24 protein-coding genes are annotated in these 23944 nt (G+C 42.3%); 4 read left to right on the top strand and 20 right to left on the bottom strand.

Translation table 11 applies throughout. From position 1 onward, the window contains the following. Positions 1-128: 128 nt before the first annotated feature. On the top strand, positions 129-1697 hold the full coding sequence (locus F0220_RS16150) for an FAD-dependent monooxygenase (protein WP_105598880.1): 1569 nt from the start codon (positions 129-131) through the stop codon (positions 1695-1697). A 138-nt stretch (positions 1698-1835) separates the two neighbouring features. On the opposite strand, the gene F0220_RS16145 is transcribed toward F0220_RS16150, so the two are convergent. The 7 genes from F0220_RS16145 to F0220_RS32520 form a co-directional block, all read right to left on the bottom strand. Next, complete coding sequence (locus F0220_RS16145) at positions 1836-2468, bottom strand: histidine phosphatase family protein (protein WP_091021010.1); 633 nt, start codon at positions 2466-2468, stop codon at positions 1836-1838. 90 nt (positions 2469-2558) lie between these two features. Next, positions 2559-2912 carry a hypothetical protein gene (locus tag F0220_RS32935; protein WP_223200027.1) on the bottom strand — a complete coding sequence of 118 codons (354 nt, stop codon included), beginning with the start codon at positions 2910-2912 and terminating at the stop codon, positions 2559-2561. Continuing rightward, on the bottom strand, positions 2815-3207 hold the full coding sequence (locus F0220_RS32930) for a pentapeptide repeat-containing protein (RefSeq protein ID WP_223199994.1): 393 nt from the start codon (positions 3205-3207) through the stop codon (positions 2815-2817). Before F0220_RS32930 ends, F0220_RS32935 begins: the two co-directional genes overlap by 98 nt. Positions 3208-3377: 170 nt before the next feature. After that, on the bottom strand, positions 3378-3926 hold the full coding sequence (locus F0220_RS16135) for a hypothetical protein (RefSeq protein WP_105598879.1): 549 nt from the start codon (positions 3924-3926) through the stop codon (positions 3378-3380). Between the two features lie 345 nt (positions 3927-4271). Beyond that, positions 4272-5936, bottom strand: coding sequence for a hypothetical protein (locus F0220_RS16130; RefSeq protein ID WP_188310482.1), 1665 nt, complete (start codon positions 5934-5936; stop codon positions 4272-4274). 159 nt (positions 5937-6095) lie between these two features. Beyond that, positions 6096-6521, bottom strand: a complete 426-nt coding sequence (locus F0220_RS16125) for an ATP-binding cassette domain-containing protein (RefSeq protein WP_223199703.1) — start codon at positions 6519-6521, stop codon at positions 6096-6098. Further along, entirely contained in the window at positions 6481-6636 is a 156-nt protein-coding gene (locus F0220_RS32520) for a hypothetical protein (protein WP_179198703.1), read from the bottom strand. The genes F0220_RS16125 and F0220_RS32520 overlap by 41 nt, the downstream gene beginning before the upstream one ends. A gap of 449 nt (positions 6637-7085) precedes the next feature. Between F0220_RS32520 and F0220_RS16120 the strand changes: the two genes are divergently transcribed. Continuing rightward, positions 7086-8642: a glycine betaine uptake BCCT transporter gene (locus F0220_RS16120; RefSeq protein WP_091021007.1), complete on the top strand. Its 1557-nt coding sequence runs from the start codon at positions 7086-7088 to the stop codon at positions 8640-8642. Between the two features lie 163 nt (positions 8643-8805). Here the strand turns inward: F0220_RS16120 and F0220_RS16115 are convergent, their stop codons facing one another. The 3 genes from F0220_RS16115 to F0220_RS16105 form a co-directional block, all read right to left on the bottom strand. Beyond that, positions 8806-9237: a universal stress protein gene (locus F0220_RS16115; protein ID WP_105598877.1), complete on the bottom strand. Its 432-nt coding sequence runs from the start codon at positions 9235-9237 to the stop codon at positions 8806-8808. Between the two features lie 5 nt (positions 9238-9242). Next, positions 9243-10475, bottom strand: coding sequence for a CynX/NimT family MFS transporter (locus F0220_RS16110; RefSeq protein ID WP_105598876.1), 1233 nt, complete (start codon positions 10473-10475; stop codon positions 9243-9245). Between the two features lie 214 nt (positions 10476-10689). Beyond that, on the bottom strand, positions 10690-11250 hold the full coding sequence (locus F0220_RS16105) for a helix-turn-helix domain-containing protein (protein WP_091021004.1): 561 nt from the start codon (positions 11248-11250) through the stop codon (positions 10690-10692). Positions 11251-11414: 164 nt separating this feature from the next. Here F0220_RS16105 and F0220_RS16100 point away from each other — a divergent pair, with 164 nt between their 5' ends. Beyond that, positions 11415-12377, top strand: a complete 963-nt coding sequence (locus tag F0220_RS16100) for an NAD(P)-dependent oxidoreductase (RefSeq protein WP_223199702.1) — start codon at positions 11415-11417, stop codon at positions 12375-12377. A gap of 62 nt (positions 12378-12439) precedes the next feature. Here F0220_RS16100 and F0220_RS16095 read toward each other — a convergent pair whose 3' ends face one another. The 10 genes from F0220_RS16095 to F0220_RS16055 form a co-directional block, all read right to left on the bottom strand. Then, positions 12440-13201, bottom strand: a complete 762-nt coding sequence (locus tag F0220_RS16095; protein ID WP_105598874.1) for a pentapeptide repeat-containing protein — start codon at positions 13199-13201, stop codon at positions 12440-12442. Between the two features lie 310 nt (positions 13202-13511). Beyond that, the gene (locus F0220_RS16090; RefSeq protein WP_105598873.1) at positions 13512-16424 is read right to left on the bottom strand and encodes a hypothetical protein; all 2913 of its coding nucleotides are present in this window, start codon (positions 16422-16424) and stop codon (positions 13512-13514) included. A 94-nt stretch (positions 16425-16518) separates the two neighbouring features. Continuing rightward, positions 16519-17850 carry an ABC transporter substrate-binding protein gene (locus F0220_RS16085; protein WP_105598872.1) on the bottom strand — a complete coding sequence of 444 codons (1332 nt, stop codon included), beginning with the start codon at positions 17848-17850 and terminating at the stop codon, positions 16519-16521. Positions 17851-17890: 40 nt separating this feature from the next. Then, entirely contained in the window at positions 17891-19048 is a 1158-nt protein-coding gene (locus F0220_RS16080) for an efflux RND transporter periplasmic adaptor subunit (RefSeq protein ID WP_105598871.1), read from the bottom strand. A 36-nt stretch (positions 19049-19084) separates the two neighbouring features. Next, a complete protein-coding gene (locus tag F0220_RS16075; protein ID WP_091020998.1) occupies positions 19085-19963 on the bottom strand; it encodes a carbohydrate ABC transporter permease in 879 nt (292 codons plus the stop codon). Between the two features lie 17 nt (positions 19964-19980). Next, positions 19981-20847, bottom strand: coding sequence for a carbohydrate ABC transporter permease (locus F0220_RS16070; RefSeq protein WP_105598870.1), 867 nt, complete (start codon positions 20845-20847; stop codon positions 19981-19983). Between the two features lie 368 nt (positions 20848-21215). Then, on the bottom strand, positions 21216-21368 hold the full coding sequence (locus F0220_RS32515) for a hypothetical protein (protein WP_179198702.1): 153 nt from the start codon (positions 21366-21368) through the stop codon (positions 21216-21218). A gap of 88 nt (positions 21369-21456) precedes the next feature. Beyond that, entirely contained in the window at positions 21457-21942 is a 486-nt protein-coding gene (locus tag F0220_RS16065; protein WP_105598869.1) for a nitroreductase family protein, read from the bottom strand. Between the two features lie 17 nt (positions 21943-21959). After that, positions 21960-22544, bottom strand: coding sequence for a nitroreductase family protein (locus tag F0220_RS16060; protein WP_223199701.1), 585 nt, complete (start codon positions 22542-22544; stop codon positions 21960-21962). A gap of 11 nt (positions 22545-22555) precedes the next feature. Continuing rightward, entirely contained in the window at positions 22556-23038 is a 483-nt protein-coding gene (locus F0220_RS16055) for a MarR family transcriptional regulator (protein WP_017688279.1), read from the bottom strand. A 380-nt stretch (positions 23039-23418) separates the two neighbouring features. On the opposite strand from F0220_RS16055, the gene arr reads away from it, so the two are divergent. After that, positions 23419-23835 carry an NAD(+)--rifampin ADP-ribosyltransferase gene (arr, locus tag F0220_RS16050; RefSeq protein ID WP_105598868.1) on the top strand — a complete coding sequence of 139 codons (417 nt, stop codon included), beginning with the start codon at positions 23419-23421 and terminating at the stop codon, positions 23833-23835. Positions 23836-23944 lie beyond the last annotated feature (109 nt).

Genomic DNA, 23944 nt, shown 5'->3' with positions numbered 1-23944 from the left:
TTACGTTGCCCCCTTATAGGTATACCATCAGAAATTGATTAGAGTTCTGTTCTGTTTACAAACTACACTGCACGGTGTAGTATAACAAATGTAGCATATCAAATCAATGATCAAGGAGGATTCTATTCATGAATACCAAGCCGTCTTTTGTTGATGTTCTTATTGTCGGGGCCGGTCCTACAGGGCTTACCCTTGCCTGTGATCTGGCCCGTCGAAACATCGACCATCGTATTATTGAACGAAGCTCCTTATTTAACGTTGCTTCTCGCGCCAAAGGAATACAGCCTCGCTCGCTTGAAGTTGTGGATGATTTGGAGGCCGTCCACTACATTATTGACACAGGTGTTGTGGATTTGCCTGTTCGTTATTATACCGCAGATGGCAGGAGTGTGGACAAGCCGTCTATTACCGTTGCAGCCAGCCCCGAACTTGAAACACCCTATCGCGATCCGGTCTGGATTGCTCAATATGATGTAGAAAAAGCATTGCGCGACCGATATGCAATGCTTGACGGTCAAGTTGAGTTGGGCATGGAAGCCATAAGTCTTGTTCAGGATGAGGATGGTGTAACGATAACCGTGAATTCACCACAAGGAGAAGAGCAAATTCGCGCTCGTTATGTAGTTGGCGCTGACGGGGGCAAAAGCAATATCCGCAAGTTTATTCACTTACCGCTGGTTGGGGAAACACACGATCAAGAGCGATGGTATCTTGGCGATGTACGATTGGAAGGGTTAGATCGTGACCATATCCATATCTGGACTTCTTCGGAGGGGATGATCGGGGTGACCCCTCTGCCAAAATCCGATATTTGGCAACTGCAGGCTACAATTCCGGAAGACATCGAAGAACCAGAGCAGCCTTCGCTAGAGGCGTATCAAGCCATGTTTGATCGTCGCGCAGGGGCCGGACGTGTTCGGCTTACGGCTGCTTCCTGGCTGTCCATCTACCGGGTGAACGTTCGTATGGTTGAATGTTACCGCAACGGCCGGGTCTTCCTTGCCGGCGATGCTGCTCATGTTCATTCGCCGGCCGGTGGTCAAGGCATGAATACGGGGATGCAGGACGCGTACAATCTCGGCTGGAAGCTGGCGGATGTGATACGAGGAGCGGACACCGCCTTACTCGACACGTACGATGAGGAGCGCCGCCCAGTGGCTCAAGCTGTTCTTGAGGACAGCACGAAGAAGATGGGAGTGGTCATAGGAACGGCGACTGAAGGCGGAGGGTTGTCCCAATCGTTGAGCACCATATCCGACGATCTGACGAGTGGGCTACTCATTTCCTATCGCTCAAGTTCGCTTACCCGTCGTTCTGCTCGAACAAATGCTACCCGTTCATTTCCTGGGGATCGTGCTCCTAATGCTACGGGCCTGCAAGGCACCGGATTTGCAGGAAGTCTCTTTGACCTATTGCGAGGCCAACACTGGACGCTTTTGGCTTTTGCAAACAGCGTCGATCCTTCGCTGAAGAACTTCACCAACAACGAACTCAACATACATTATATTCTGCCATCCAACGTGGAGAGGGCAGCGGAAGGTTTAATAGACACAGCAGGTAATGCCTATCGAATTTACGATGTAACAAGTAAAGAACTTGTATTGATTCGTCCTGACGGATATATTGCAATGCGTACCTCCATTGATGATGCTTCATCAATTTCGAATTACTTGAATTCCATATATCGGGCAAACTGATTTGGACAAGACCAACGGGAAATAAGATAAATACAAGAGGAAATCAAAGAAGGGCAACTTTTGTCACCAAAAGCGGCCCCTCTCTTTTTACTTCAATCCATTTTTTTAAATTTTTCCTCTTGAAATACAATCTTTGATCTAATTTGACACTCCGGCTAGCTGTAAAACATCTTCTAATGTCAATTTTCCAATAACCTCATACCCTTTTTGATCTCCCAGTGGTTTTAGAATAACGGTCTCCATACTCGCAAGTTCTCCTACTCCTATCCCGGGAGGAAAAGAGTGGGCTATAATTACTCTGTTAACATGAGTCGGAGGTATTTGCTCAATTTCATTTGTAAATGCTCGCAATGTACTATTTATTTTTTCAGTGCTCGGATTTTGACTGAGATTATATATGTTTAACCAGAAATCATTTACTTTTACCTGTTGTGTACCAAAAGCAATCTGAGCCGTTTGGAGGGTTCTACATAAAGGACTTGCTTCTACAGGTATTTGGAGGGGAATGTTTAATTTACGGATAGCCTCGCCATATTTTTCAGCTTGTTCCTTTCCCAATACACTTAAATTCCGCTGCGTAGTGCAATCTGTTAGACTAAAGTTTTGTTGATCTGCCCCTACAGTTGCATCTCCATGTCGGATATAAAGGATGTATCCGCCTTTTTGAAGATCTTTTATGAGAGAAGATCCGGTAATCTCTGCTCCCCAGGCACTATAAGTTGTTCCAAGCAACAGAAAAAAACAGGGTATCAAAATGAATAATCGGAACATTTCTCTTCCACCTTTTTTCTTCTACACTCCCCATTATTGCGATAACTTATACAGCGCGCTTCATCATTCTACGGAATCGTTCGAGAAAATCTACGCCATGTTACAATCCAGACTACTGAAAAATCGTTCAACCAAAACATCACCATATATTTTCTTCATATGGGCTGTGTTAAAAATATATTGTTCCATAGGCTCAAGCCTGCGAAGACAGCGTACCAGTACCTTCCGATCATCTTCAGATAGATTAGGGTCATCGTCTATCTTCATCAAAGCATTTTTCACACGTGCGGATATCTGTTCAACATACAGATGATTTTTGGATTTTGACGGAATACATTGTGTCAGGTCACTTGTCGGTAAAGGAACAATTGACGATATTCGCCGCTTGTAAAATCCGGTCATTGAATCTACATTTATAAAAAGTACAGTCGATAAACGTAGCATTCTCCAATGTCATCCCTCTCATATCGCAGGAGGAAAATTCGCAATTGGTGAAAACAGCTTCGTCTTTGGCGATGCCAACAGAGCGCAAGTCGGAACGAATAAATGTACAATGATCAATCGTACTACCGGCAAAAAATCTCGCATTTGTAAGATCGCAGGTATCAAATATAAGATGTTGCAGGTTACAGCTCCAAAATATGGGTGAACCAACATTTGAGTTGATTATGGTCGTACCGCCTATCGTTTCGTGTTCGTACCTGACAATATCAGAAAATAATTCGCTGTTTACTGACATATTAGACTCAAGTCTTCTCACCCCTATCACCCTATCAGTCCCTCGACATGAATTGTTATTACTAATATATGTTCCCTAATTTGAGCTAGGAATGGAACGCCCCTCCATGCTTGGTCTCAGTCCTACCATGGGTGTGCAGACAAGCGTGGGTGCTTCTTTTTTTGATTTCTTCAGGGAGCAAAAACCTCCGGGTAATCCTTTCGCCAAGCGCCGATACATCCAACTAAACAGGCAGTATAACATGTCATTGCACTGTCGTCCTCGTTCTTTTCATACTCAATGGCGACATTGATGCCGGATTCACGCCAAGCCAGAAACGGACCGCTGCCCCCGAGCCATTCCCCTTCTTCATACAATGCAGGTTGACCGTATTCACGAATCAACATATCTGGCGTTGAGTTCATTGTCATTCCGGCAGGAAGCTGTCCTGGAAACGGGGTATGGATTCGGTCATCCGATCCAGGAGCAAGAAAATGGACGGCGCCGATTATCCATTCATCCGTGTTCAGATCGTCACGTCCAGTCAGTTCATGAATTTTCGGTGAGCGATAAACGTCTAGGCGGATAGATGACTTTACAGACCAAATAATGTCGTCACTAAAATAATCACTCGCCTTCGGCATACGTTTGACACCGAAGGATTGCAATACTTGTAGAACACGCCTGGAATCATAAGGCTGACCTAGCATGGCAATGAGGTGTTCAGATGGTTCTTTCATGGATAGTGACACACCTTTCTCTTTGCTCAAGCACATCCAGCTTTGGATACATCATTGTGCACAAAGCAACTTTTATAGCATAATTATCAACATATTTCGTGCTCTGATTCCCATTTTCCTGCAATAAAAAAGGGAAAACATTTATCACAAAATAACGATTAGATTAAAACAGAAGCAATGTTGCTAATAAACTTGCTGAACATTCAGCCCTTCTCCAACATCCTTTTCTGTTAAAAATCCCCTTTATAATGCCTCCTCATAATCAAAAAAAGCATTGAATCTCATCCCTCCTACATTACATAGGCCCTAGTGGGGATTAAGACTCAATGCTTTGGAAACTCCTTCTCATTTCACTCTAAAATTGTTTTGAGCATATTTGGTTACGAGAAGGACAGCAATGGATAGATAGGCTATAGTCAACACGATGATAATAGCGGTTAGTACCCATAGCGGAGGTCCTAGATACATCGCCACAACAAAACTCAATGAAATAAGGCCGTTTACGAATGAGAAAAGAGGACTATTGGTTTCCAACTCAGTGGTATAAGGTTGAATCACATAGTATAACAACAGATGATGTACTGAGAAAAATACAGCCAGTGCAATGGTTGTAACCCAGATAGGAAGTAGTGAACTTATATCTTGTCCTCCAGTTAATACAAGTATAGATACACTTACTACAGCTGCTAAACAAGAACCTAACTTAAGATTTATGCTTAATATACTTCTAAATCGTAACAGAAAATGCTGCTTCGCATGCTGGCGGTAAAATGGATAGCGCATCAACGGCTCATCAACATGGTAGAATAGAGCCTTACAAATCTGGCTACCTACGGTCAGATTTAGCATGAACATAATGATCAAAGGTGAGAATCTTTCAATTGAATCTAGTGAAAGATGATTTTTGAAAATGAGTACCAATAAAGGTAGGAGTATGCCTATGATCATAATAGCCAATAAACGTCTGTGGAACGGTGCACGGAGGAGAGCGGTGTGCCTGGTAACCAAAATTTCATGTAATTGCTCGTATCCCTTTTTTTCTAATGTGCGCTGCTCGTTGACATGAAGGTTAGACGACGTAGGGCTACTAAGATCATGTTCTTTTGACTGAACCATTCTCTGTTGAAGATCAGCCATCCGTATTTCTGGATTTAACAATGGATCAGCATGGTTTATTACTGCGCGCACTGCAGATGTGAAATCCGTATGTTTTAGTAAAACATACCCACAGATAGCCCCGAACAACGATATCAGTATCAAAAGCCCCGGTTGATCCAATATCACAGATCCAAATAGAGGAAGGTTTAGTTTTGTGAAGGGAAGGTAAGCAAAAGTCAGTGCCAGCAACATGCTCAAACTCGTAGCCCATATTTTCTGTACAAGAATAATGCCTTTCCATTTAAATAATGCCAAATGTAAAGATTCACATATCACTCGCCAAAAAGTCATCATTCCCACAATCAGCAATGCATGAGGAATTGAAAATTTAAAAAGTACCGCAACCAGAGTCATAGCAATCCCTTGATAGATGAAAAATGTCGTATACCGATAAAATAGCGTAGCTCGCATAAATTTGGTTGGGTTTATCCGCATAAGTCGGATAGATGTATACTTCATTTTGTTTGATTCCAACACTTTTGCACTCGTTACCCCAGCCATTACGCCACTTATGCAAAAATACATGTGAAGAAGAAGGTTAAAATGCTCCGTAGGATTAACATTCTCTGTCCATAAGAGCATGGGCAATACAAACATTCCCCCGAAATATAATAAGCTTTCCAATAAACCAGCGACAAATAATAAAATAACCGCAATTGCACCAATTGCACGTTTCGTCCGAAAAGCAGCATAAGTTTGTTCACTGATTAAATGACCTACAAACGGTAACTTTTGCGTGAAATAGACCAAACGGTTGACCAGCGTAATCATCTGTAACTGCCATATGCGAGAAATTGTACTAATCATTCCCGTCATCGGCGTTCTCCTTCGTACTTCCGCTTTGGCTTTCATTCCGTAATAATTCAATTACCTGTTCTTCAAAGTCGGGCTGAGTAAGGATTTCGGGTGAAATCTGTGTTAAACTCCCATAATTTAAAATAATTAACTCATCACACAGATCCGTTGCCAATTGCAATATATAGGTCGAGAAAATTAGGATATGATCTTTTTTTAAATCACTTTTTTCATCCCATGCGAGTAATGTTTAATGAGCTTATGTCGGTCATCCTGAGCAATGTGCATCATATCAAACAGGGCATCAATATTGTTTCCTCGTCCTTCAATCACATCTACGTTAACATCGATGAAAAAACGTACAAATTCATATCCTGTCAGAAATTCTGGTAACAGTGGCAAAGAGTAAACGTATCCTACATCATCCATTTCCAAGTCACGCGTTTTAGATCCGTTGACAAGTTTCATTTTGCCGCCATCCACTTGGATCTCGCCACCTAAACAATTGAATAACGTTGTTTTTCCGACGCCATTGCGCCCAAGAAGGCCATAGATCTTTCCCTTTTCAAATTGAAAACTTAAATTGGCTAATACTTTTTTTTCACCAAAACTCTTCTCTACATTTTGTAAGACCAATTTCATTTATTTGTTCCTCGCTTTCAAACCAATTCATTTTTTGTTTACCTGGAATTTCAATAAAACCGTACATGCCGTTGTTCACGTTATTATTCATATCTAATAATTGTTTAGTTTTCATCCGTATCAATCCCTTCAATTTTTTCATAAAAGGATAAGAAGTAATATCCCTTTAATAGGTGAATCGTGTCACTTGACCAATATTACTAATATTGGAAGTAGACAATCACTCTAAACTAGAATTCTATTTTGAACGTTATAACTCCTTGTATTTACAGATAAAAGTCTATGTGATACAACAAAAAGCCGCAAAAATAGCGACCATAATGGGTATTCGTTCTTATGCATAAATAATTATGCTCGGATTCTGAATTAATACAAATATCCTAATTAAATCCTGAATCTTTGTCACTAATTCCTCACTAAAAAGGGAACGAATAAACCGACGGGTGTTTCATTACACTGCAGTTTGTTTTAAGTTATCAAAAGCTAGCTTTCCGAAATATTACAAGTCGGACTAGCACATACTAAGGAACAGTTGGCTGAAGCTTACATAACGGAGGTCTCATCATGGTATTTACAATCACAATTATCATCGTTGCACTATTTGCAATATGGGGAGCCGTCGCTCCTGATCAGCTGGCGGATGTGGCTAATGTTGCCTACAACTTCTCTATTCAGAATTTTGGCTGGTTTTATTTGCTAGCGACACTGTTCTTCCTGGTCTTTGCTTTTTATCTGGCGTTCAGCCGATTTGGCGGTATTAGGCTTGGGGATGACGATGATGAGCCGGAGTATTCTACGCTTTCCTGGCTGTCCATGCTGTTTAGCGCTGGTATGGGCATTGGGCTGGTTTTTTGGGGAGTAGCTGAACCGCTATCCCACTATTTATCTGCCCCTGAGGGGGCGGTACCCGAAACAACGCAAGCAGCCATACTTTCAATGCGTTATTCCTTTTTCCACTGGGGGCTGCATCCTTGGGCTATCTATACCGTCATCGGCCTAGCGCTTGCTTACTTCCAGTTCCGGAAAGGATACAAAGGGCTGATCAGTTCCACCTTTATTCCTCTGATAGGTGAGCGTCTTGCTGCAGGCTGGCTTGGAAAGGTCATTGATATTCTGGCGGTCATTTCCACCATCTTTGGTGTTGCGACCTCGCTTGGGCTGGGTGCACTTCAGATCGGCGGGGGTCTGAATCACTTATTCGGTATTCCTAACTCGACTCTGTCTCAGGTTGTCATTATCATAGTTGTAACCGTACTGTTTTTGATCTCGGCAACCACCGGTCTGGATAAAGGGATTAAGATTCTGAGCAACACCAACCTCGTTATAGCTGTGCTATTGATGATGTTTGTATTAGTGACTGGTCCGACTTCTTTCATATTTGACACATTCACGACGACCTTGGGCAGTTACATGCAGAACATTATTAACATGAGTTTGAGACTGACCCCGTTCTCAAGAGAAACCTGGATTGGAGCATGGACGTTATTTTACTGGGCATGGTGGATCTCGTGGGCTCCTTTTGTCGGCACTTTTATCGCAAGGGTATCCAGAGGAAGAACCATAAAGGAATTTGTAATTTACGTCATGGTTATTCCAAGTCTTTTCGGATTTATCTGGTTCTCCGTCTTTGGCGGAACAGGACTTCACATGGAATTGTTCAATGCCGCTCATCTGGCGGAGGCTGTCAAGGAAGATACAACAACCGCTTTATTCCTTATGCTGGAGCAGCTGCCTTTGGGCACGATCGTGGCATTCATCGCCACAATGCTGATCATGATCTTCTTTATTACGTCGGCTGATTCAGCTACCTTTGTACTGGGCATGCTTACTTCAGATGGCAAGCTGGACCCAAGTGCAAGAGTGAAATTAACCTGGGGAATCATGCAGTCCTCTATCGCGGTAGTACTGCTAATCAGCGGGGGGTTAACTGGCCTCCAGACGGCATCCATTGTAACCGCATTGCCGTTCGCTATTGTCCTTATTGGTATGTGTTTCTCCCTGCTCAAGGCTCTAAAGGCTGAGGACAAAGAGCGCCGTCAGAAGGAAAAACGGCAGCGCCAAAAGCTGAAACGACTGCTGGAGGAACAAGAAATCTCGCTGAATGAAATTTCCGGCAGGTAATGTATACTTGATGTTAAAACGAACAAAAGCCCGCGTTTTTGCGGGCTTTTTATTATTTCATGGTATTGAGTTTTTGAGATCTGTCATGAATTCTGTTTGAACCCCAAGCGGAATGATTTCTAACACTTATTTATACTATTAACGTTCTCCAGTTCCTAGAGGGTTAATGTACAATGAGGACCGGGCAACTTGATAGCTGTGAAACCTTGTGGCTGACACTTCCAAGCATCATTTCTTTTATGCCCCTTAGCCCACGGCTTCCGATAATAACAAGTTGCTGCTCGGTATCCCTTGCATAATTCAATATTTCATGCCCGGGATCTCCCTTAAGATGAACAGTTTCCGGGTTAATTCCCGCAGACTTTAATTTAGATTTGGCTTGATACAACTGTTCCAAACTCGCTTTCTCCATTTCGTTCATTATGTCTTCCAGAAAATTCTCTGGTAAAAACGTCATGCCGATTGGCACATAACTCTGGCTAACATGAACCAAGGTAACTTGAACTTGTTTATTTTGGGCTATTTCAACGGTTGCATCAAGGAGTTTGTTCGTTATTTCACCTTTATCAATGGCGACCAGAATTTTGTCAAACATAGTTATCATCCTTTCCGTGAGATTTCGTATCTATTTTGACTACCTACAACACGATTACTCGCTGCTCCGATACCAACTAAAAAGAGTAAGACCGAAGCCCCAAGAAGAATGAAAAGTGGCAGGTTCCAACTATTTGTTGCATCGTGCAGATATCCTATAAGGGCTGGACCGATTGCGGCAAGAAGATATCCGATCGATTGGGCCATGCCAGATAGTTCCGCTGCTTGATGCGCATTTTCAGTGCGCAATCCGAAAAACATCATGGCCAAACTAAAGGCGAAACCTCCACCAATTCCGAGTATGACGATCCACAACAGAATGACATTGGAACTTCCGTAAAGAAGTCCGAGTGTCCCCGTCAAAAGCAAAATGGTTGTGATGATTACTAACAAACGTTGGTTAGACATACGCCCAGCAATAACAGGGACAATAAAGGTAAATGGAAGCATCGCTAACTGCATGATCGAGAGGTACCAGCCTGATTGGTTGGATTCAATTCCTTGCTGCTTTAAAATTTCGGGCAACCATGCGATCAACACATAGAAAACCATGGACTGTATCCCCATAAAGATTGTTACTTGCCAGGCAAGCGGAGATCGCCAGACATTCACATCGTTGCTGGCCATCTGTTGACTCGTCTTGGCTGTTTGGTTCGTTTGATTTCTTAATTGGGGTAACCAACACAGGATCGATACAAAGCTTAGTATCCCCCATACCGCAAGTGCTCCTTGCCATTTTAGCCCTCCGTTTATGGCTAGCGGTACACTGACTCCCGAAGCGATTGCCCCAGATAAATTCATTGAAATGGAGTAAACGCCTGTCATGGATCCAATTTTATTTGGGAAATCCCGTTTAATTATACTGGGCAATAATACATTACAAACGGCAATGGCGAATCCAAGAACTGCTGTTCCAATAAAGAGATTAGCTGCGCCAGATAAAGATCGTATTACAATACCAACAGTCAGAAAGATTAGGGCAATCAAAATGATACGCTCAACCCCATACCTCCGTCCTAATTTTGGTACAAGAGGTGATAATAAAGCAAAAGCAAGCAAGGGTACCGTTGTGATCAGACCTGCTAATGTATTTGAAATATGAACGTCATCCCTTATAAAACCCACTAAAGGACCAACTGAGGTTAAGGGAGTACGTAAATTAGCTGCAATAACAATAATGCCGAGAATGATCAGCGCTGCAGAGGCTGGCACGAATTTATTATTTTGTTTATTCGGCATTCTTCATTTCTCCTTCCTGAATTATTACGTCTTATTTTTGCTACTTGTTGGCTGAAAACTTTGCTATAACATCCGCGCGAATAACAAAAGTATAGTATAATATACTTTAATAAACAATAATTATTTTATGATATACTAAAATTGAATAAAAAATACAACTCTGAATTCCCGTCATGGAATTCGGAGTTGCATTTAATAAGTGAATTTTCGACGACTAGAAACCATATTTTAAGGAAATATGGAGCACTGTTTCGTTATTCGTATGATTGGTATAAGCGTGCGGATAATCTGCACGAAAACTGATCGTATCATATTGATTCAATGTGTAAATCTCTCCATTGACTTGTAACTCGATGGAACCCGTCATTACTGTCGCAATTTCAGTGGTATTCACATGGTGACCTTCAGGGTAATACGAGCTATTTGGCTGTAAGTAAGCCCGACACATTTCAATATCGTTGCTTTTAAAGACGGGTTCAATGATCCAATTTTTCTCATCATTAGAAAACCGCAGTCCCTCCCCTGCTCGATACAAACTAACAGGTTTCTCTGATGTGAACAAAGCCAATAGCGGTAAAGATATACCTTTTGAAATTTTCCATATGATGGCCAAAGTTGGATTTGTCTCACCACGTTCGATATTCCCCAGAGTAAGTTTGCTTACGCCCGTTAATTCTGATAAGTCGTCTAAGGTCATGTTTTTTTCTTTTCTATACTTTTTTAATGCACCGCCGATTTGTAGTACAATTTGTTTTGACTCATCGATTTCATCCATTTGATATTCACCTCAATAAAAAACTATATAGCTAGTATATTGTTTATCTTGATTCTTTTCCATTCCAATTCAATAGAACTTGGCGAGATTTTCTTGATAAAATTGTATTAAAAGGATAAAATGACGTGCATCAATCGGGTTTTATTCGAAGAACGGTATAGCTTATGAAAGGTGGCTTAGCAATGAAAATTCTCATCGTTGGCTATTTTAGCGAGACCTCAAAATCAAATATTACAAGGTGTTTTCCGCAAGACTGGAACGTTGTAATTGTTCCGCCCGGAAAAGAAATGTTGGATCATATTGAAGATAGCCAGGTAATCATCCCTGAACATATTAAAGTGGATCACAGTCTGCTTTCTAACGCAAAAAAATTAAAATTGGTACAGACGGGTGCAGGATTTGATAATGTGGATGTCCCTGCCTGTACACAGCGCGGCATTTGGGTGGCCAATGCTGGAGGAGTGAATGCACAGGCAGTGGCCGAACACGTAATGGCACTGATATTGTCTTATTATAAAAACATACCGTTTCTTGATACTTTCATGAAAAACAAGATGGATGAAAATCAATTGGACTATGCAGGGAGTGAGTTAAAAGGAAAAACGATTGGAATTATCGGTTTGGGTGCTATTGGAAAAAAAGTAGCTTCGTTTTGCAGGGTTTTTGATATGAATGTGCTGGCGAATGCGAAAAATGCCACTGTACAATCGGACGCTTTTGTGAAAATGACGGACTTCGATACTCTTGTAAGCACATCGGACATCGTCAGTGTACATGTACCCTTGAATCAGCAAACCAAACAGCTGATCAACAAAGCGGCATTCAAAAAAATGAAAAATACCACTCTTTTTATCAATACAGCCCGCGGCGGCATTGTTAACGAAAGAGACTTGATTGATGCATTAAAAAACGGGGATATTTCAGGTGCATGCCTGGATGTGTTTGAATCTGAACCGCTTCCGATTGACAGTGAGCTCCGGAATCTGGGTAATGTGATACTTACTCCCCATACAGCAGGAATGCCTGATGGTCGGAAATTTCATAAAACAAGATATGATTTCTTTATAAAGAATATAAAACGTGTAGAAAATGGTGAAGAGCCTGAAAGCAAGCTCAATCAGTTATGATGTTTTGGTGCAGCGGCCCCTTTCCTTTCACTTCAATCCATTTTTAAAATTTTGTCTCTTGTTTACACAATGTTACAATCCAGACTGCTGAAAAATTGTTCAACAAAAAAATCACCATATATTTTCTTCATCTGCGCTGTGTTAAATATATATTGTTCCATTTGCGCCAGCTTGCGCAGACTGCGTATCAGTACTTTCCGATCATCGTCAGATAGAGTAGGGTCATCGTCTATCTTCGTCAGAGCATTTTTCACACGTGCGGATACCTGTTCAACATATAAATGGTTTTTGGATTTTGGCGGTATACATTGCGTCAGATCACAGCTTACAAAACGAACACCGTCAAGGATGCAGTTTTCAAAATTGGCGATTAGCTTTTGTTGGCCATTTCCCTCAAACGTAATATCCACTAGCTTGCCGGTAAAGGAACAATTGACGATATTCGCTGCTTGTAAAATCCGGTCATTGAATCTACATTTATAAAAAGTACAGTCGATAAACGTAGCGTTCTCCAATGTCATCCCTCTCATATCACAGGAGGAAAATTCGCAATTGGTGAAAACAGCTTCGTCTTTGGCGATGCCAACAGAGCGCAAGTCGGAACGAATAAATGTACAATGATCAATCGTACTACCGGCAAAAAATCTCGCATTTGTAAGATCGCAGGTATCAAATATAAGATGTTGCAGGTTACAGTTCCAAAATATGGGTGAACCAACATTTGAGTTGATTATGGTCGTACCGCTTATCGTTTCGTGTTCGTACCTGACAATATCAGAAAACAATTCGTTGTTTACTGACATATCCGACTCAAGTCTTCTCATCCCTATCACCCTATCAGTCCCTCGACATGAATTGTTATTACTAATATAAGTTCCCTACTTTGAGTCAGGCATGGAACGCAACTCCATGATTAGTCTCTGTCATACCTGTGATTGTACTGCCATTCTCCTTCTTCATACAATGCAGGTTGACCGTATCTGGGATACGAACTTGTACCGATATAATAAAAAGTCGCCTAAAATAGTGACCTTGATGGGAGTATGTTCTTGTCCGTCGACAAAAAACATCTCCGAAAATATAGTATCATATCTCCAGAGATGTTGTCCTTCAATAGCATGTGTATTATTATTTTTATTCGCTATCTGGTTTATTCTCCTGCTCTTCATATATGAATGGATAGACTTGACTTCCGAGCAACATTCTTCGCCCTTGGAACTCATCATACAGATTGATTCGAACTGTCCCACTAGTTACGATTTTGCTGAAGTTGGTATTCAAGTTCATGAAGTATGATTTATTGTTGCCAACGGTTAAATCGGTACCGAGTGTTAATATCTTCTCTATGGATTTCCCGCTCGGGTCAATGACTTCCATAATGAGCTTATGGTCAGTAGAACCTGTCTCATAATCTCCATTTCTTAAGAGATCATAATAAATAACAATATTAAGCATATCTTTCCCTGCGCTAAGCGTCCCCTCACCTCTCGTAATGTTGAGCTGATACGGAAACAATTCCACATGTTGCAGGTTCGTTGCTGGTTGTACAACTCTAGGGCTAAGTGCTAAACGAACAGTATTAATAGAGCCCGTGAGTTCATCCCCGACATCTGCCATCTTTCCATTCGCAACCCCTTCTCCGACATACAGTTCAAGCTGCGAAGTATTCACATTTAGTGGAAGCTTGCTCCAGACCGTCACCAGGTTTTTTCCTTTCGGACTGGTCTTGGCGGACGATTGGCTGACCTCTGCCTCAAAATACTCGTTATCTGGTGTTTTGTAGTAAGCAACTAACTGTGACTGCTTGGATTGCCGTTTTTCCTGGTTGGTCATTTCCAGTTCCGTGTACATTAGATTGGACTTAGCATCATGGTAAATGGTGGTCAAGCGTTCACGGACTTCTGTTTTCTTGCCTGGAGTATGGATGGGATAAGCGTCGCCTGCAGGAACCAGGCTCATAGCGTTGTTGAACGGGTTGAAGTTCAACGACAGAAATTTAGTAACGTCTTCGCCTGCTGTTTCCTGGAGCTCAATTCGTAATTGATTGAAATTATACGAATACGGCATGTTAGCAAGGACATAGAGTTCCGCGGTTTCATTGGGCGCCAAGGTCGTTTGGTTATCCTGTACCACGATTTGGCCTGTACTACTGAGATCCCGCATTCCAGCATTTATTGCTGCTTTCAGCACAGGCAGCTGCACGGTCGTCGTTTTGGTATTACGAATGCTGATTCGGGCTACGATCTGATCTTTATCTCCCCATGGCAGCCGCTGATATGAGCTAAGCTTCACGCCAAATGTCCCGTGACTATTCTCAATGATATCTTCTAAGCCCGGATGGCTTTTGCCTTCTTGAGCATATGGAACTTTATAAAGTGCCGTCGGGAAGCTAATCTTCCCTTCCGTAGCAGGCTCCGTCAATTGCAGCTGCAGCGTATTCTGTTTCATATGCAATGGCACATCTACATCCAGATCAATAAGCTTCTCCTCCATCGGCTTCAGGGTAACATGGTCAATTGCCTTGGCGTTCACCGGAATGCTGTAGCCTTCATCCGTATTAATAGAAAGCTCATAAGCTGGCAGCTTCACGGATTTTTCACCGAGATTTTTAATGCGGAATTGAATATTCCATTTGCCAGTATTGTTCTCAGTATATACAGAAGCATATTTCAGCTGCGTTTCAATCGTTTGATGGCTCATCGAAATTTTTCTGATGCCATAATCCGGCACAGGCTTATCAGCGGTAACAGCTGGCAGCTTGAAGGTTTTTACGGGTAGCATCATGTTCAACGTTTCGTCTTCTTGCGTAAATTGCATCGTCATAAGTTCTGCTTTAAGGTTGGATGGAACCTCTGCTAAATAATATATCGTTCGTTTCTGCCCTGGCTGGATCTTGAAGCTGCTCCCTGTATCATCCTCAGGCACAAGATCGAATACTGAGCCCCCGGCCGATTTCAGTTGTGCTTTATATCCGGGATCGCTTAGTACCTTCTTGCCCCTGTTTGCATATTGAACGGCCACTCTCATGTATACTTTTCCATTATGATTCATTCGCTGCATCCGTTCCGCCTTGACCGTGACTGGCTGCTGTTTCATCATGATCTTGGTGCTTTTGCCCTGCACTACAGCAACATCCGGGGCTGCATCGGGAAGGTTGAACGATTGCACTGGGATCTGGATCTTCAATACTTCATCTTCCTGCGCAAGCTGCAGAGTCATGCCATGTGTCTTCATCGTGGAGGGTATCTCAGCCCAATAACTGATGACTCTGCTCTCCTGAGACTGAAGCTTGTAGCCTGAGCTGGCTGAATCGGGTACAAGCTGAAATGTTGAACCGCCCGCTGACCTTAGATATGCTTTATATCCAGGGTCACTCAGCATTTTGGTTCCTCCGTTTGAGAGCCTGAGTCCCAATTGAACATACACTTTTCCATTAATTTTATACCTCTGCAAGGTATCCACCTTGGCTGTAACAGGAAGATTATTTATTGTGATCTTTTTGCTCTTACCTATCGGAATTACAGATGAGTACTGGGCAGGAACCGTGAATTGTCCCAGCTTTTTCTGATAATTTGTACTGTTAAAATCCCATCCGAACATGGAAATTTTGATCCCATTGACCTTTGTCGAGTTTCCAATGTTTGCATAGTACGTCACAGACAGGCTGCTGTTCGCAGGCACCGTTCGTTTATCAGCATCACGGGTCACTGCTTTTCCTTTTATAGTCGTACCACTCGGCGTAGAAACCTTGGAAAAATAATCGATAAGATCCATTCTATTGCCGCTGCTGTTACTGTAACGAAGCGTATATATGAGAATACTTCCACCTGGCTGAGTAAAAACATCCATCTCCGTCAGCTTTACATGGACGCTCTGCTTCAACGAAACTGATCCCAGTTGATCTAATGTCAGACCAGACGTGGCTACAGTAGATTTGGAAACGAGGTGATCAGCCGTGGATGCCCCGTATACGTCAAGGGCCATGAAATGACCCAACACGGCGGCAGTGAGTAGTATTGTCACATATGTTTTTTTCGGCCTATACATGAATCTACCTCCCTGTATAAAAAGACATTTGCCCGCTTTTCATTCTGTGAAGCAGGAAGCATAGCACGAATGCAGGCTGCTTCCCGCCATTTACCTATTCGTTTAGATAAGTTGTGACCCGGTTTTGGATCAGTTTGGCTACTTCCTCGGCAGTTTTCTGTCCGCTGAAGAATGCAACGGACTCTTCTCCGGCAATACTTAACACTTTAACATCCAGATCTACATATTGATCGGCGGATTGAACAACTTGTTTAAACACGGCGAACTGTTCATCCGATACTTTTGCCATCTCCCCATTTGGAAGCTTGTATTCGCCATTTTTAACTTTTTCTCGAAGATTATCAATCTTATTTTCATTCACGGATTTAAGCATCGAGAATCCTTCTCGATCTTGTAACATTTGCACTTCTTCCGACAATAAGAAGCTGATGAAATTCCAGGCCTCATCCTTTACGGGCGATTTGGCATGGATTGCGAACTGTTTTATAGTAGATACTCGCGAGCCTTTTCGATCTCCGGTTTCTCCCGCCTGCGGTGATTGCAGCAGCTTGGGTTGATCAAAAAGCATGTAGGGACCTTCGATAAAATCAATTGGCGACGTAATTGATGTGGAATTGAACATTTGATTGCCCGGCTTTGCTTCTTCCGATGTCACAATCTCTTCCTCGTACATTTGTTTAACCTGCTCGAACAGATTCACAAATTCGGGAGAATCGAATGTTGCCTTTTTGGCCGAAGGATCGACAAATGCAGCGTAGTTCTCAACAAGCATCTCCTGAAAGAGGAGTTCCGGCGGGTAGGACGCTAAGGCATAAAGCTTATCGGTACCACTTTTCTTTTGGATTACTTCCTTTGAAACCTTCTCAAACTCCTTCCAGTTCCAGGTCTTATCATCAAACTTAACATTAGCGTTGCTCAGCATTTCCCCATCTCCTACAAATGCTCGTAACCTGTACCCCAAAGGTACGGTATACATTCCATCATTCACCTTCAAACCGTCCAAAATATTCATTTGCAAATCGTCTTTATCCAATGTCTGATCTTTATTGAGCAAGTCGTTCATGTCGAGAAGAAAACCTTTGCTTACATATTCTTTCAACGGTAGGTCATCAACTTCAATGATATCCATGCTTTTTCCCGATAACATGGCTGTATTCATAGAATTCCGATACTTCTCGTATTCCCCTGATCCCCATTGTTCTCCCGTCTTATATGCATTGATCTGAAGATCGATGTCCGGGTATTTCTCTTCGAATTTTTTCTCCACTGTTTGATAGAATGGGGTCGACTCTGTCACAGACAGGGTAAGCACTGTTTTTCCATCTTTCGATGTCACTTTATCTGCTGTACTACTTCCCCCTGAACTGCATGCGGTTAAACTCGTGATAATAGCCCCCATAGAAAGGAGCAAAAGCCATTTTTTCATTGTAAAATTCCTCCTGAACTCTTCTTATTGTTACGTCTCACTATTCCAAGCGGATACGGTCACCATCTTGCAGAGGCTCGCTACTGTTCAGAATGATCTTATCCTCTGCGTAGATGATGTCGGTTTGGATCATCGTTTCTTTGTCATTCTTCTCGCTGGACTCAATCTTGACTTTGCGAACAACAAATACATTACCGAGTGCCCCCGGCTTCTCCTCGACTACAAAAACATAAGTGCCTTCCCGGTCCTGATGAATAGCTTCATTGGAAACAAGCAGCCCTTGATCGAGAGAACTTTTCTCGATTTTAATCCGAGCCTGCTCACCTCCCTTCAGTTCGGCATTGAGGAGCTTAATACGAAGGATCTTTTGCGGGATGGTTACCATCCCCGCTCCTTTATCAGAGGCTCCCTCTATAAGTGGCTCCGCATTAATGATTTCTTCAATGATGCCATCCATGCTGTTGGCTTGCTGCTCTTGATCTGTATCTACCTCTACCTTGACCTGTTCTCCGATGGATACCCCTAACCTGGATAAACGCTTTGCATCCGCATTAACCTCGAACTTGTAACCTTCCCCGCTGTTCGAGACAATGATATCTGGTTCGCCTGCGGAAGCCAGTCCTTCTACCGCGTTCAACTTCGTTATAATACCGTCGAACGGAGCGGTCAGTACCTGATCTTTGGACAGTTTTTCTCTCATTTCGTTGATCTTGCGCTCCTGCGCAGCAATATCAAGTTTGCCTTTTTCAATTTCACGTTGTGCGCTGCGCAGCTTAAGTTCATCTTCTTCGAGGGACGATTGGATGAATTGGTCCTGAAAATTCTGCTGCTCGATCTTCTGCTTATCCAGATTTGTTACTTCAAGTTCAATTTCTTGTTTTGTCGATTGACTATCATAGGTGATAAGCTTCTGTCCTTTCTTTACACGTTCGCCTTCTTTCACAAGAATCTGCTGAGTCTTCCGTTCTGTTGAACCGGATAACTTGGCTTCAGCAATCGGCTGAAGGATTCCGCTACCTTCAATAACTAACTGAATGTCTCCCATTTTGGGCTGCTCCGTAGTCACTTTCGGTAAGGTCAGCGATTGCAGCGTATTGCTAAACAATGTGAAGAGCAGCAGCAATCCCATAAAGCTTATGAACACGACTACAATAATTCGCTTTCGTCTTTGCTCAGCAGCCCCTGTATTTAACTCCATATCCTTTCTTCTCCTCCCAAAACCAGCACTGAAAAGTTAACCTTTAACTCCGGATAATTGAATACCCTCAATGAAATACGACTCCGCATACAGAAATACCATCACCATCGGGGCCATATAGAGCATGGATGCAGCAAAAGCGATACCCTTGTCACTTTGATTAATCGTAGATAAAAAGACGGACAGCGGCTGCTTGAACGGGTCGTCTAAAAAAATAAGAGGCTGTTCCACCATGTTCCAATAATCAACGAAGAGCAAAATCACAAGTGCCGCTAATCCTGGCTTGATCATCGGAACAATCATCGTAACAAATATCCTTAAATGTCCTGCTCCGTCCATTTTGGCAGCTTCAATATAGGCGTAGGGAATGTCCAGCATGAATTGTCTGAGCATAAACACGCCAAAAGCTGCGAAGATGCCAGGAAGAATGATAGCACTTGTAGTATTCAGCATCCCAAGCATATCGACCATAATGTAATTGGGTACCAGCGTGACTTGGAATGGCATGAGCATCGTCATGACATATACCAAAAACATAGAGTCCCGGCCGCGAAATTTTAGCTTGGAGAATGCATAGGCAGCCAGAGCCGCAACAAGAGTCTGACCTACAATAATCGGTACGACCATGAACACCGAATTCCAGAACATCATCAGATATTTCGGGTTGTCGAGAAATACCTTGCCGTACTGTGCAAAGGACACCTTATCCGGTATCAGTTTCAAGTTTGCAAATACACCATCTCTACCGACGGCTGATTCATTCATTTGCCCGATGAGACCATAATTGATCCCAATTTCCAGTTCTGTCATCATAGAATTTGTGAATATAATCACAATAGGTGATATTAAGATCAAGGCAATAACACTCAGGATGAATGTTAACACACCATTTTTCAATATGTAGACTATTCGCACAGACTTTGCTTCACCTCCTATTCCATGTACTGCCGATGCCGACGCTCCATCGCAAACAGAGCTAGAACAACCAGCAGTATACTGACAAACATCAAGGATGCCGCTGCGGTTAGTTTCTGAATGTCGAGTGATATGAACATATTGTTCATATAGTGCTGCATCATGTAAATACTGTCATGGGGATAGTCGCCTGCAATCAGATACGTTTCCCGAAACACTTTAAATGAGTTAATAATGGACATAATCACTACAAAAAACATCGTTGAAGTCAGATAAACCAGTGTAACACTCCCAAATTGCCGTAAACGACCTGCACCTTCAATACGAGCCGTTTCATAGTAATCCTTCGGTATTTGCTGAAGCCCGGCAAGGAATAAGATAACGTTGTAACCTATGTTCTTCCATATATAGACCATAATCACGACTATACGTGCCGATTCGGATTTCATCCAATCCACCCGTCCGTATCCGAAACTATCCAGCCAGGCGTTAAGGGACCCATTCCAATCAAAAAGGATCTGCCAAATCATGATGATCGAGGCGGCGGGCACAACAAGCGGCATCACATAAGCTGTTCGAAGCCATTTTTGAATATAGACATTTTTATGCAGAAGCATCGCGAGCCCCAATGACAGCAGGATCATAAGTGGAACACTGATCGTACTGAAGTATAACGTGTTGGAAGCTGCTTTGAGGAAAGAAGCACTTCCGAGCAGCTCACGATAATTATCGAGTCCCACAAAATGACCGTCTACCGAATGGCTCATAAACGAATAATACACGCCCATGGCAAACGGGATAAGGTAAAAGAGTGCAAATCCGATGCCGCTTGGCACAAGGAAGAACATGGCCGCCGAAGCATCCTTACGGAGCCATTTATTCATGGTTTTCTAAATTCCTCCTTTCACTGTTAACTTTAGTCTTTCATTCTGTTTCCTGTTTTGCCTCCCTTTCCACTCATTTTAGAAAAGAGTGTTTAAGAAAATAGTGGTAAGATATTAAAAAATTCTAAAGTTTATTACTGATTTTGCGGTTTCGTGAACAGCTTAACGAATTAAAGGGAAAATAACGATTAGATACGCCTAATAGGCATTTGGTAGAAGTTCTTGCACCGCAGCATCACTTTACTTTTTTTCTATTCTTATTTCATCTAGGCATGCATTTTTTCAATGCATAATGATACAGAAAAAAACCTCAGCCGGGTTAACCGAGCTGAGGTTTTTTTAACTTTCTAGCAGGTCTCGCGTATGCTTTATTTAATAACTTCAACCTTTTTATCCCCTGCTGACTTCGCTACTTCTAACGTTGTTGTACCTTGAATAGCGACTATTACGCCAGTAGCCAGCATAGAAACGATTAAAGCTGCACTGAGTGCTGTGGACATTTTCTTCTTGACCCTAATCATACCTCCTATATTTATTATGTAATAAGCGGCTCAAGACGATGACGAGCCGAGGTTTTCCATTTGGAGTCTCATCCCATCATCTCCACCCCTACAGCAGTTCAAAATGAAGTTGAGTCTCAGGTAACTCCGTATTTCCTTTCCACTGATTCTCACCGTATCCCAATTCCAGAACCGCAGCAATGCGCTCGTTACTCAGTACACCAAACATTTCAGTACGGCTCGGGTCGTACATCCAGTCATGCAAGGAACAACGCACGCCCAGACTTTGCTCATGAGCCAGCAAGCGGAAATTCTGAATTAGGCAGCAGACAGCCGCAAAGTCTTCTTCTCGCTTATGTTGATCCGCCTCTTCCTTCACCAAGACCAGAAGATATGCAGGGGCAGGCCCCTGTAATCCCTGCATGATGTCCCCATACCGGTTATCGGCAAAGATGAATCGCCACGGCTCTCGGAGGCCATCATTTGGCGCCCATACGGCATGATTGAGCATTTCAAGGATTAGATCCTGCGATACCGGTTGTTCCAAAAACTCACTCGGACCGTCCATGTCTCCTTCCAGATCTGACAATTTCATTTTCATATCCTCCTCTTCTATGTAGACTGTCCTCGCAATACGGTCCACTTTTGCTCGGCTGGTGTCCTTTTCCGACTTCTTGGCGCTTTGTCGTAATATCCTATATGAAGAATCCCAACAAATCTTTCATCCTCACGTAAGCCAATACCATTGAAGAACCCTTCATGCTGAATCATGGACTCTGTATCCCACAACATGCCTAACCCTCGTTCCCAGCCCAGCAGTTGGAAGCTCTGCATCACCCCGCAGGCAGCCGCATAATTACGGTCATTGGTCAGACGATTCGGTCCTACAGTGGACATAACAATGACGTGGGCAGGAATATCGGTAAATCTCTTTTTAAAAACATCCAGAAGTTTCCCGGGAATCAGCTTGCCGAGCTTGCTCTGTGACATCTGTTCCAGCATGCAGTCCACCAACCGTTTGCGCGCTTCCGGCGTTCCGGCATATACTACACGCCACGAGCCAGACTCAACAAATGGTTGAAGCCGTATAGCCTTACGCAGTAATTCTACAATTAACTCCTGGTCCACCGGCGTAGAGTTACATTTACGAATACTCCTGCGCTCCCTGATCAATTCCGCCAGACTCAAATGTTTCACTCTCCTTTGTTCTATCTGGATTCAATATTTATACTGCTGTCTTGAAGAAATTGATGGATTACTTTTAGCTCCGTTTCCGAATATTTGTCGAGAGTACGATAGAAGCGCTCTGCTTCATGTATATGCAGACGTTCATGCAGTTCAAAGATTTTTTTGCCTTGCGGTGACAACCGGAAATAGCTCTCCTTTTTGTTGTCATTCATTTTCGTACGTTTGACGAATCCTTCTTCCAGCAGTTTGTTGCCAATTTTGGTGATACTTGCTTTGGACAAATTCATCGCCTCGGCAATACCCGTGTTGTTAATGGGCTCATGCTTGCCAATGCAATCTATCATATGAACCGCGGTCAAATGCTGAGGGATTTTCTCGATGCTTTCTCGCTGGGCGATACTTAGGAAATGCTCGATTTCTGTATCCTTGTGGTTCTCATACACATGTAAAAAACGGATAAATTGGTCATAAAGCAACTGTTTTGTTCGATCTTTTGAGATCATTCTTTGATCGCTCCTTATTTACTTGTAAACAAAAATATCAATTTTAAAAATGGGGTGTTTCTGAATAAATTCTTATATTTAGTTTACTGGTTAACAATATATCATGGATGATAATTCTTATCAACTATATATTCTGGCATTACAACACTACTCGATAATCAGAGACCTGCCTTGAACGGATTATCTTTTAAGCTGCTCGTTAGTTAATAAAAAACAGCCGATCACGCTGATCGGCTGTCTTCTTAAACTTGGGTTATTGGACTCAGTATCATTCTCTCTACTTAAATTATACCGTTATTTTTTATTTTTTTATAGACTGTTTTTTTTGAAATTCCTACACTATACTGCTAAATACAATACTAAAAAAGAGGTGGATCAGTATGGATGACAAAAAAGTGATCATAGATCAAGGTCCTTTTTTTCATGGTACAAAAGCAGAACTGCAAATTGGTGATTTATTAGAACCACAGTTCTTATCAAATTACCAAGAGAAAAATTCTAACCATATATACTTTACTGCAACATTAAATGCTGCCAAATGGGGTGCTGAATTGGCAAGATCTAATGCAAAAGAAAGAATCTACATTGTAGAACCATTAGGAGATTTTGAAAGTGATCCAAACGTAACTGATAAAAGGTTTCCTGGAAACCCAACACGTTCATATCGATCTAAATCGCCACTTAAAATAGTAGCTGAATTAGCTTCATGGGAAAGACACACTGAAGAAGAGATTAATCACATGATTACATCTTTGAGAAAACTAAGTGAAGAAGGAAAAAATATAATATATGATTGATTCCTCTCGTTAAAAGAAAAAAGCCGCTATAATAGCGACTTGAATAGAACAATGTTCCTGTCCCGCGGCACTTCTTTATTGGAATATCTATGAGATATGCCATCATGCA

Origin of the sequence: Paenibacillus sp. 37, from assembly GCF_008386395.1 — a bacterium.
Taxonomy (GTDB): domain Bacteria; phylum Bacillota; class Bacilli; order Paenibacillales; family Paenibacillaceae; genus Paenibacillus; species Paenibacillus amylolyticus_B.
This window is presented reverse-complemented; position numbering and strand designations above follow the sequence as displayed.

Bases quoted from the DNA above. Each gene is read 5' to 3' on its own strand.
- F0220_RS16125 (WP_223199703.1), bottom strand. From the start codon at position 6,521: ATGAAATTGGTCTTACAAAATGTAGAGAAGAGTTTTGGTGAAAAAAAA.
- F0220_RS16055 (WP_017688279.1), bottom strand. From the start codon at position 23,038: ATGATCTCAAAAGATCGAACAAAACAGTTGCTTTATGACCAATTTATC.
- F0220_RS16100 (WP_223199702.1), top strand. From the start codon at position 11,415: ATGAAAGGTGGCTTAGCAATGAAAATTCTCATCGTTGGCTATTTTAGC.
- F0220_RS16070 (WP_105598870.1), bottom strand. From the start codon at position 20,847: ATGAATAAATGGCTCCGTAAGGATGCTTCGGCGGCCATGTTCTTCCTT.
- F0220_RS16105 (WP_091021004.1), bottom strand. From the start codon at position 11,250: ATGGATGAAATCGATGAGTCAAAACAAATTGTACTACAAATCGGCGGT.
- F0220_RS16110 (WP_105598876.1), bottom strand. From the start codon at position 10,475: ATGCCGAATAAACAAAATAATAAATTCGTGCCAGCCTCTGCAGCGCTG.
- F0220_RS32520 (WP_179198703.1), bottom strand. From the start codon at position 6,636: ATGAAAACTAAACAATTATTAGATATGAATAATAACGTGAACAACGGC.
- F0220_RS16150 (WP_105598880.1), top strand. From the start codon at position 129: ATGAATACCAAGCCGTCTTTTGTTGATGTTCTTATTGTCGGGGCCGGT.
- F0220_RS16090 (WP_105598873.1), bottom strand. From the start codon at position 16,424: ATGTATAGGCCGAAAAAAACATATGTGACAATACTACTCACTGCCGCC.
- F0220_RS32935 (WP_223200027.1), bottom strand. From the start codon at position 2,912: ATGCTACGTTTATCGACTGTACTTTTTATAAATGTAGATTCAATGACC.
- F0220_RS16130 (WP_188310482.1), bottom strand. From the start codon at position 5,936: ATGAAAGCCAAAGCGGAAGTACGAAGGAGAACGCCGATGACGGGAATG.
- F0220_RS16115 (WP_105598877.1), bottom strand. From the start codon at position 9,237: ATGTTTGACAAAATTCTGGTCGCCATTGATAAAGGTGAAATAACGAAC.
- F0220_RS16065 (WP_105598869.1), bottom strand. From the start codon at position 21,942: ATGAAATTGTCAGATCTGGAAGGAGACATGGACGGTCCGAGTGAGTTT.
- F0220_RS32930 (WP_223199994.1), bottom strand. From the start codon at position 3,207: ATGTCAGTAAACAGCGAATTATTTTCTGATATTGTCAGGTACGAACAC.
- F0220_RS16120 (WP_091021007.1), top strand. From the start codon at position 7,086: ATGGTATTTACAATCACAATTATCATCGTTGCACTATTTGCAATATGG.
- F0220_RS16135 (WP_105598879.1), bottom strand. From the start codon at position 3,926: ATGAAAGAACCATCTGAACACCTCATTGCCATGCTAGGTCAGCCTTAT.
- F0220_RS16080 (WP_105598871.1), bottom strand. From the start codon at position 19,048: ATGGAGTTAAATACAGGGGCTGCTGAGCAAAGACGAAAGCGAATTATT.
- F0220_RS16145 (WP_091021010.1), bottom strand. From the start codon at position 2,468: ATGTTCCGATTATTCATTTTGATACCCTGTTTTTTTCTGTTGCTTGGA.
- F0220_RS16095 (WP_105598874.1), bottom strand. From the start codon at position 13,201: ATGAGAAGACTTGAGTCGGATATGTCAGTAAACAACGAATTGTTTTCT.
- F0220_RS16085 (WP_105598872.1), bottom strand. From the start codon at position 17,850: ATGAAAAAATGGCTTTTGCTCCTTTCTATGGGGGCTATTATCACGAGT.
- F0220_RS32515 (WP_179198702.1), bottom strand. From the start codon at position 21,368: ATGATTAGGGTCAAGAAGAAAATGTCCACAGCACTCAGTGCAGCTTTA.
- arr (WP_105598868.1), top strand. From the start codon at position 23,419: ATGGATGACAAAAAAGTGATCATAGATCAAGGTCCTTTTTTTCATGGT.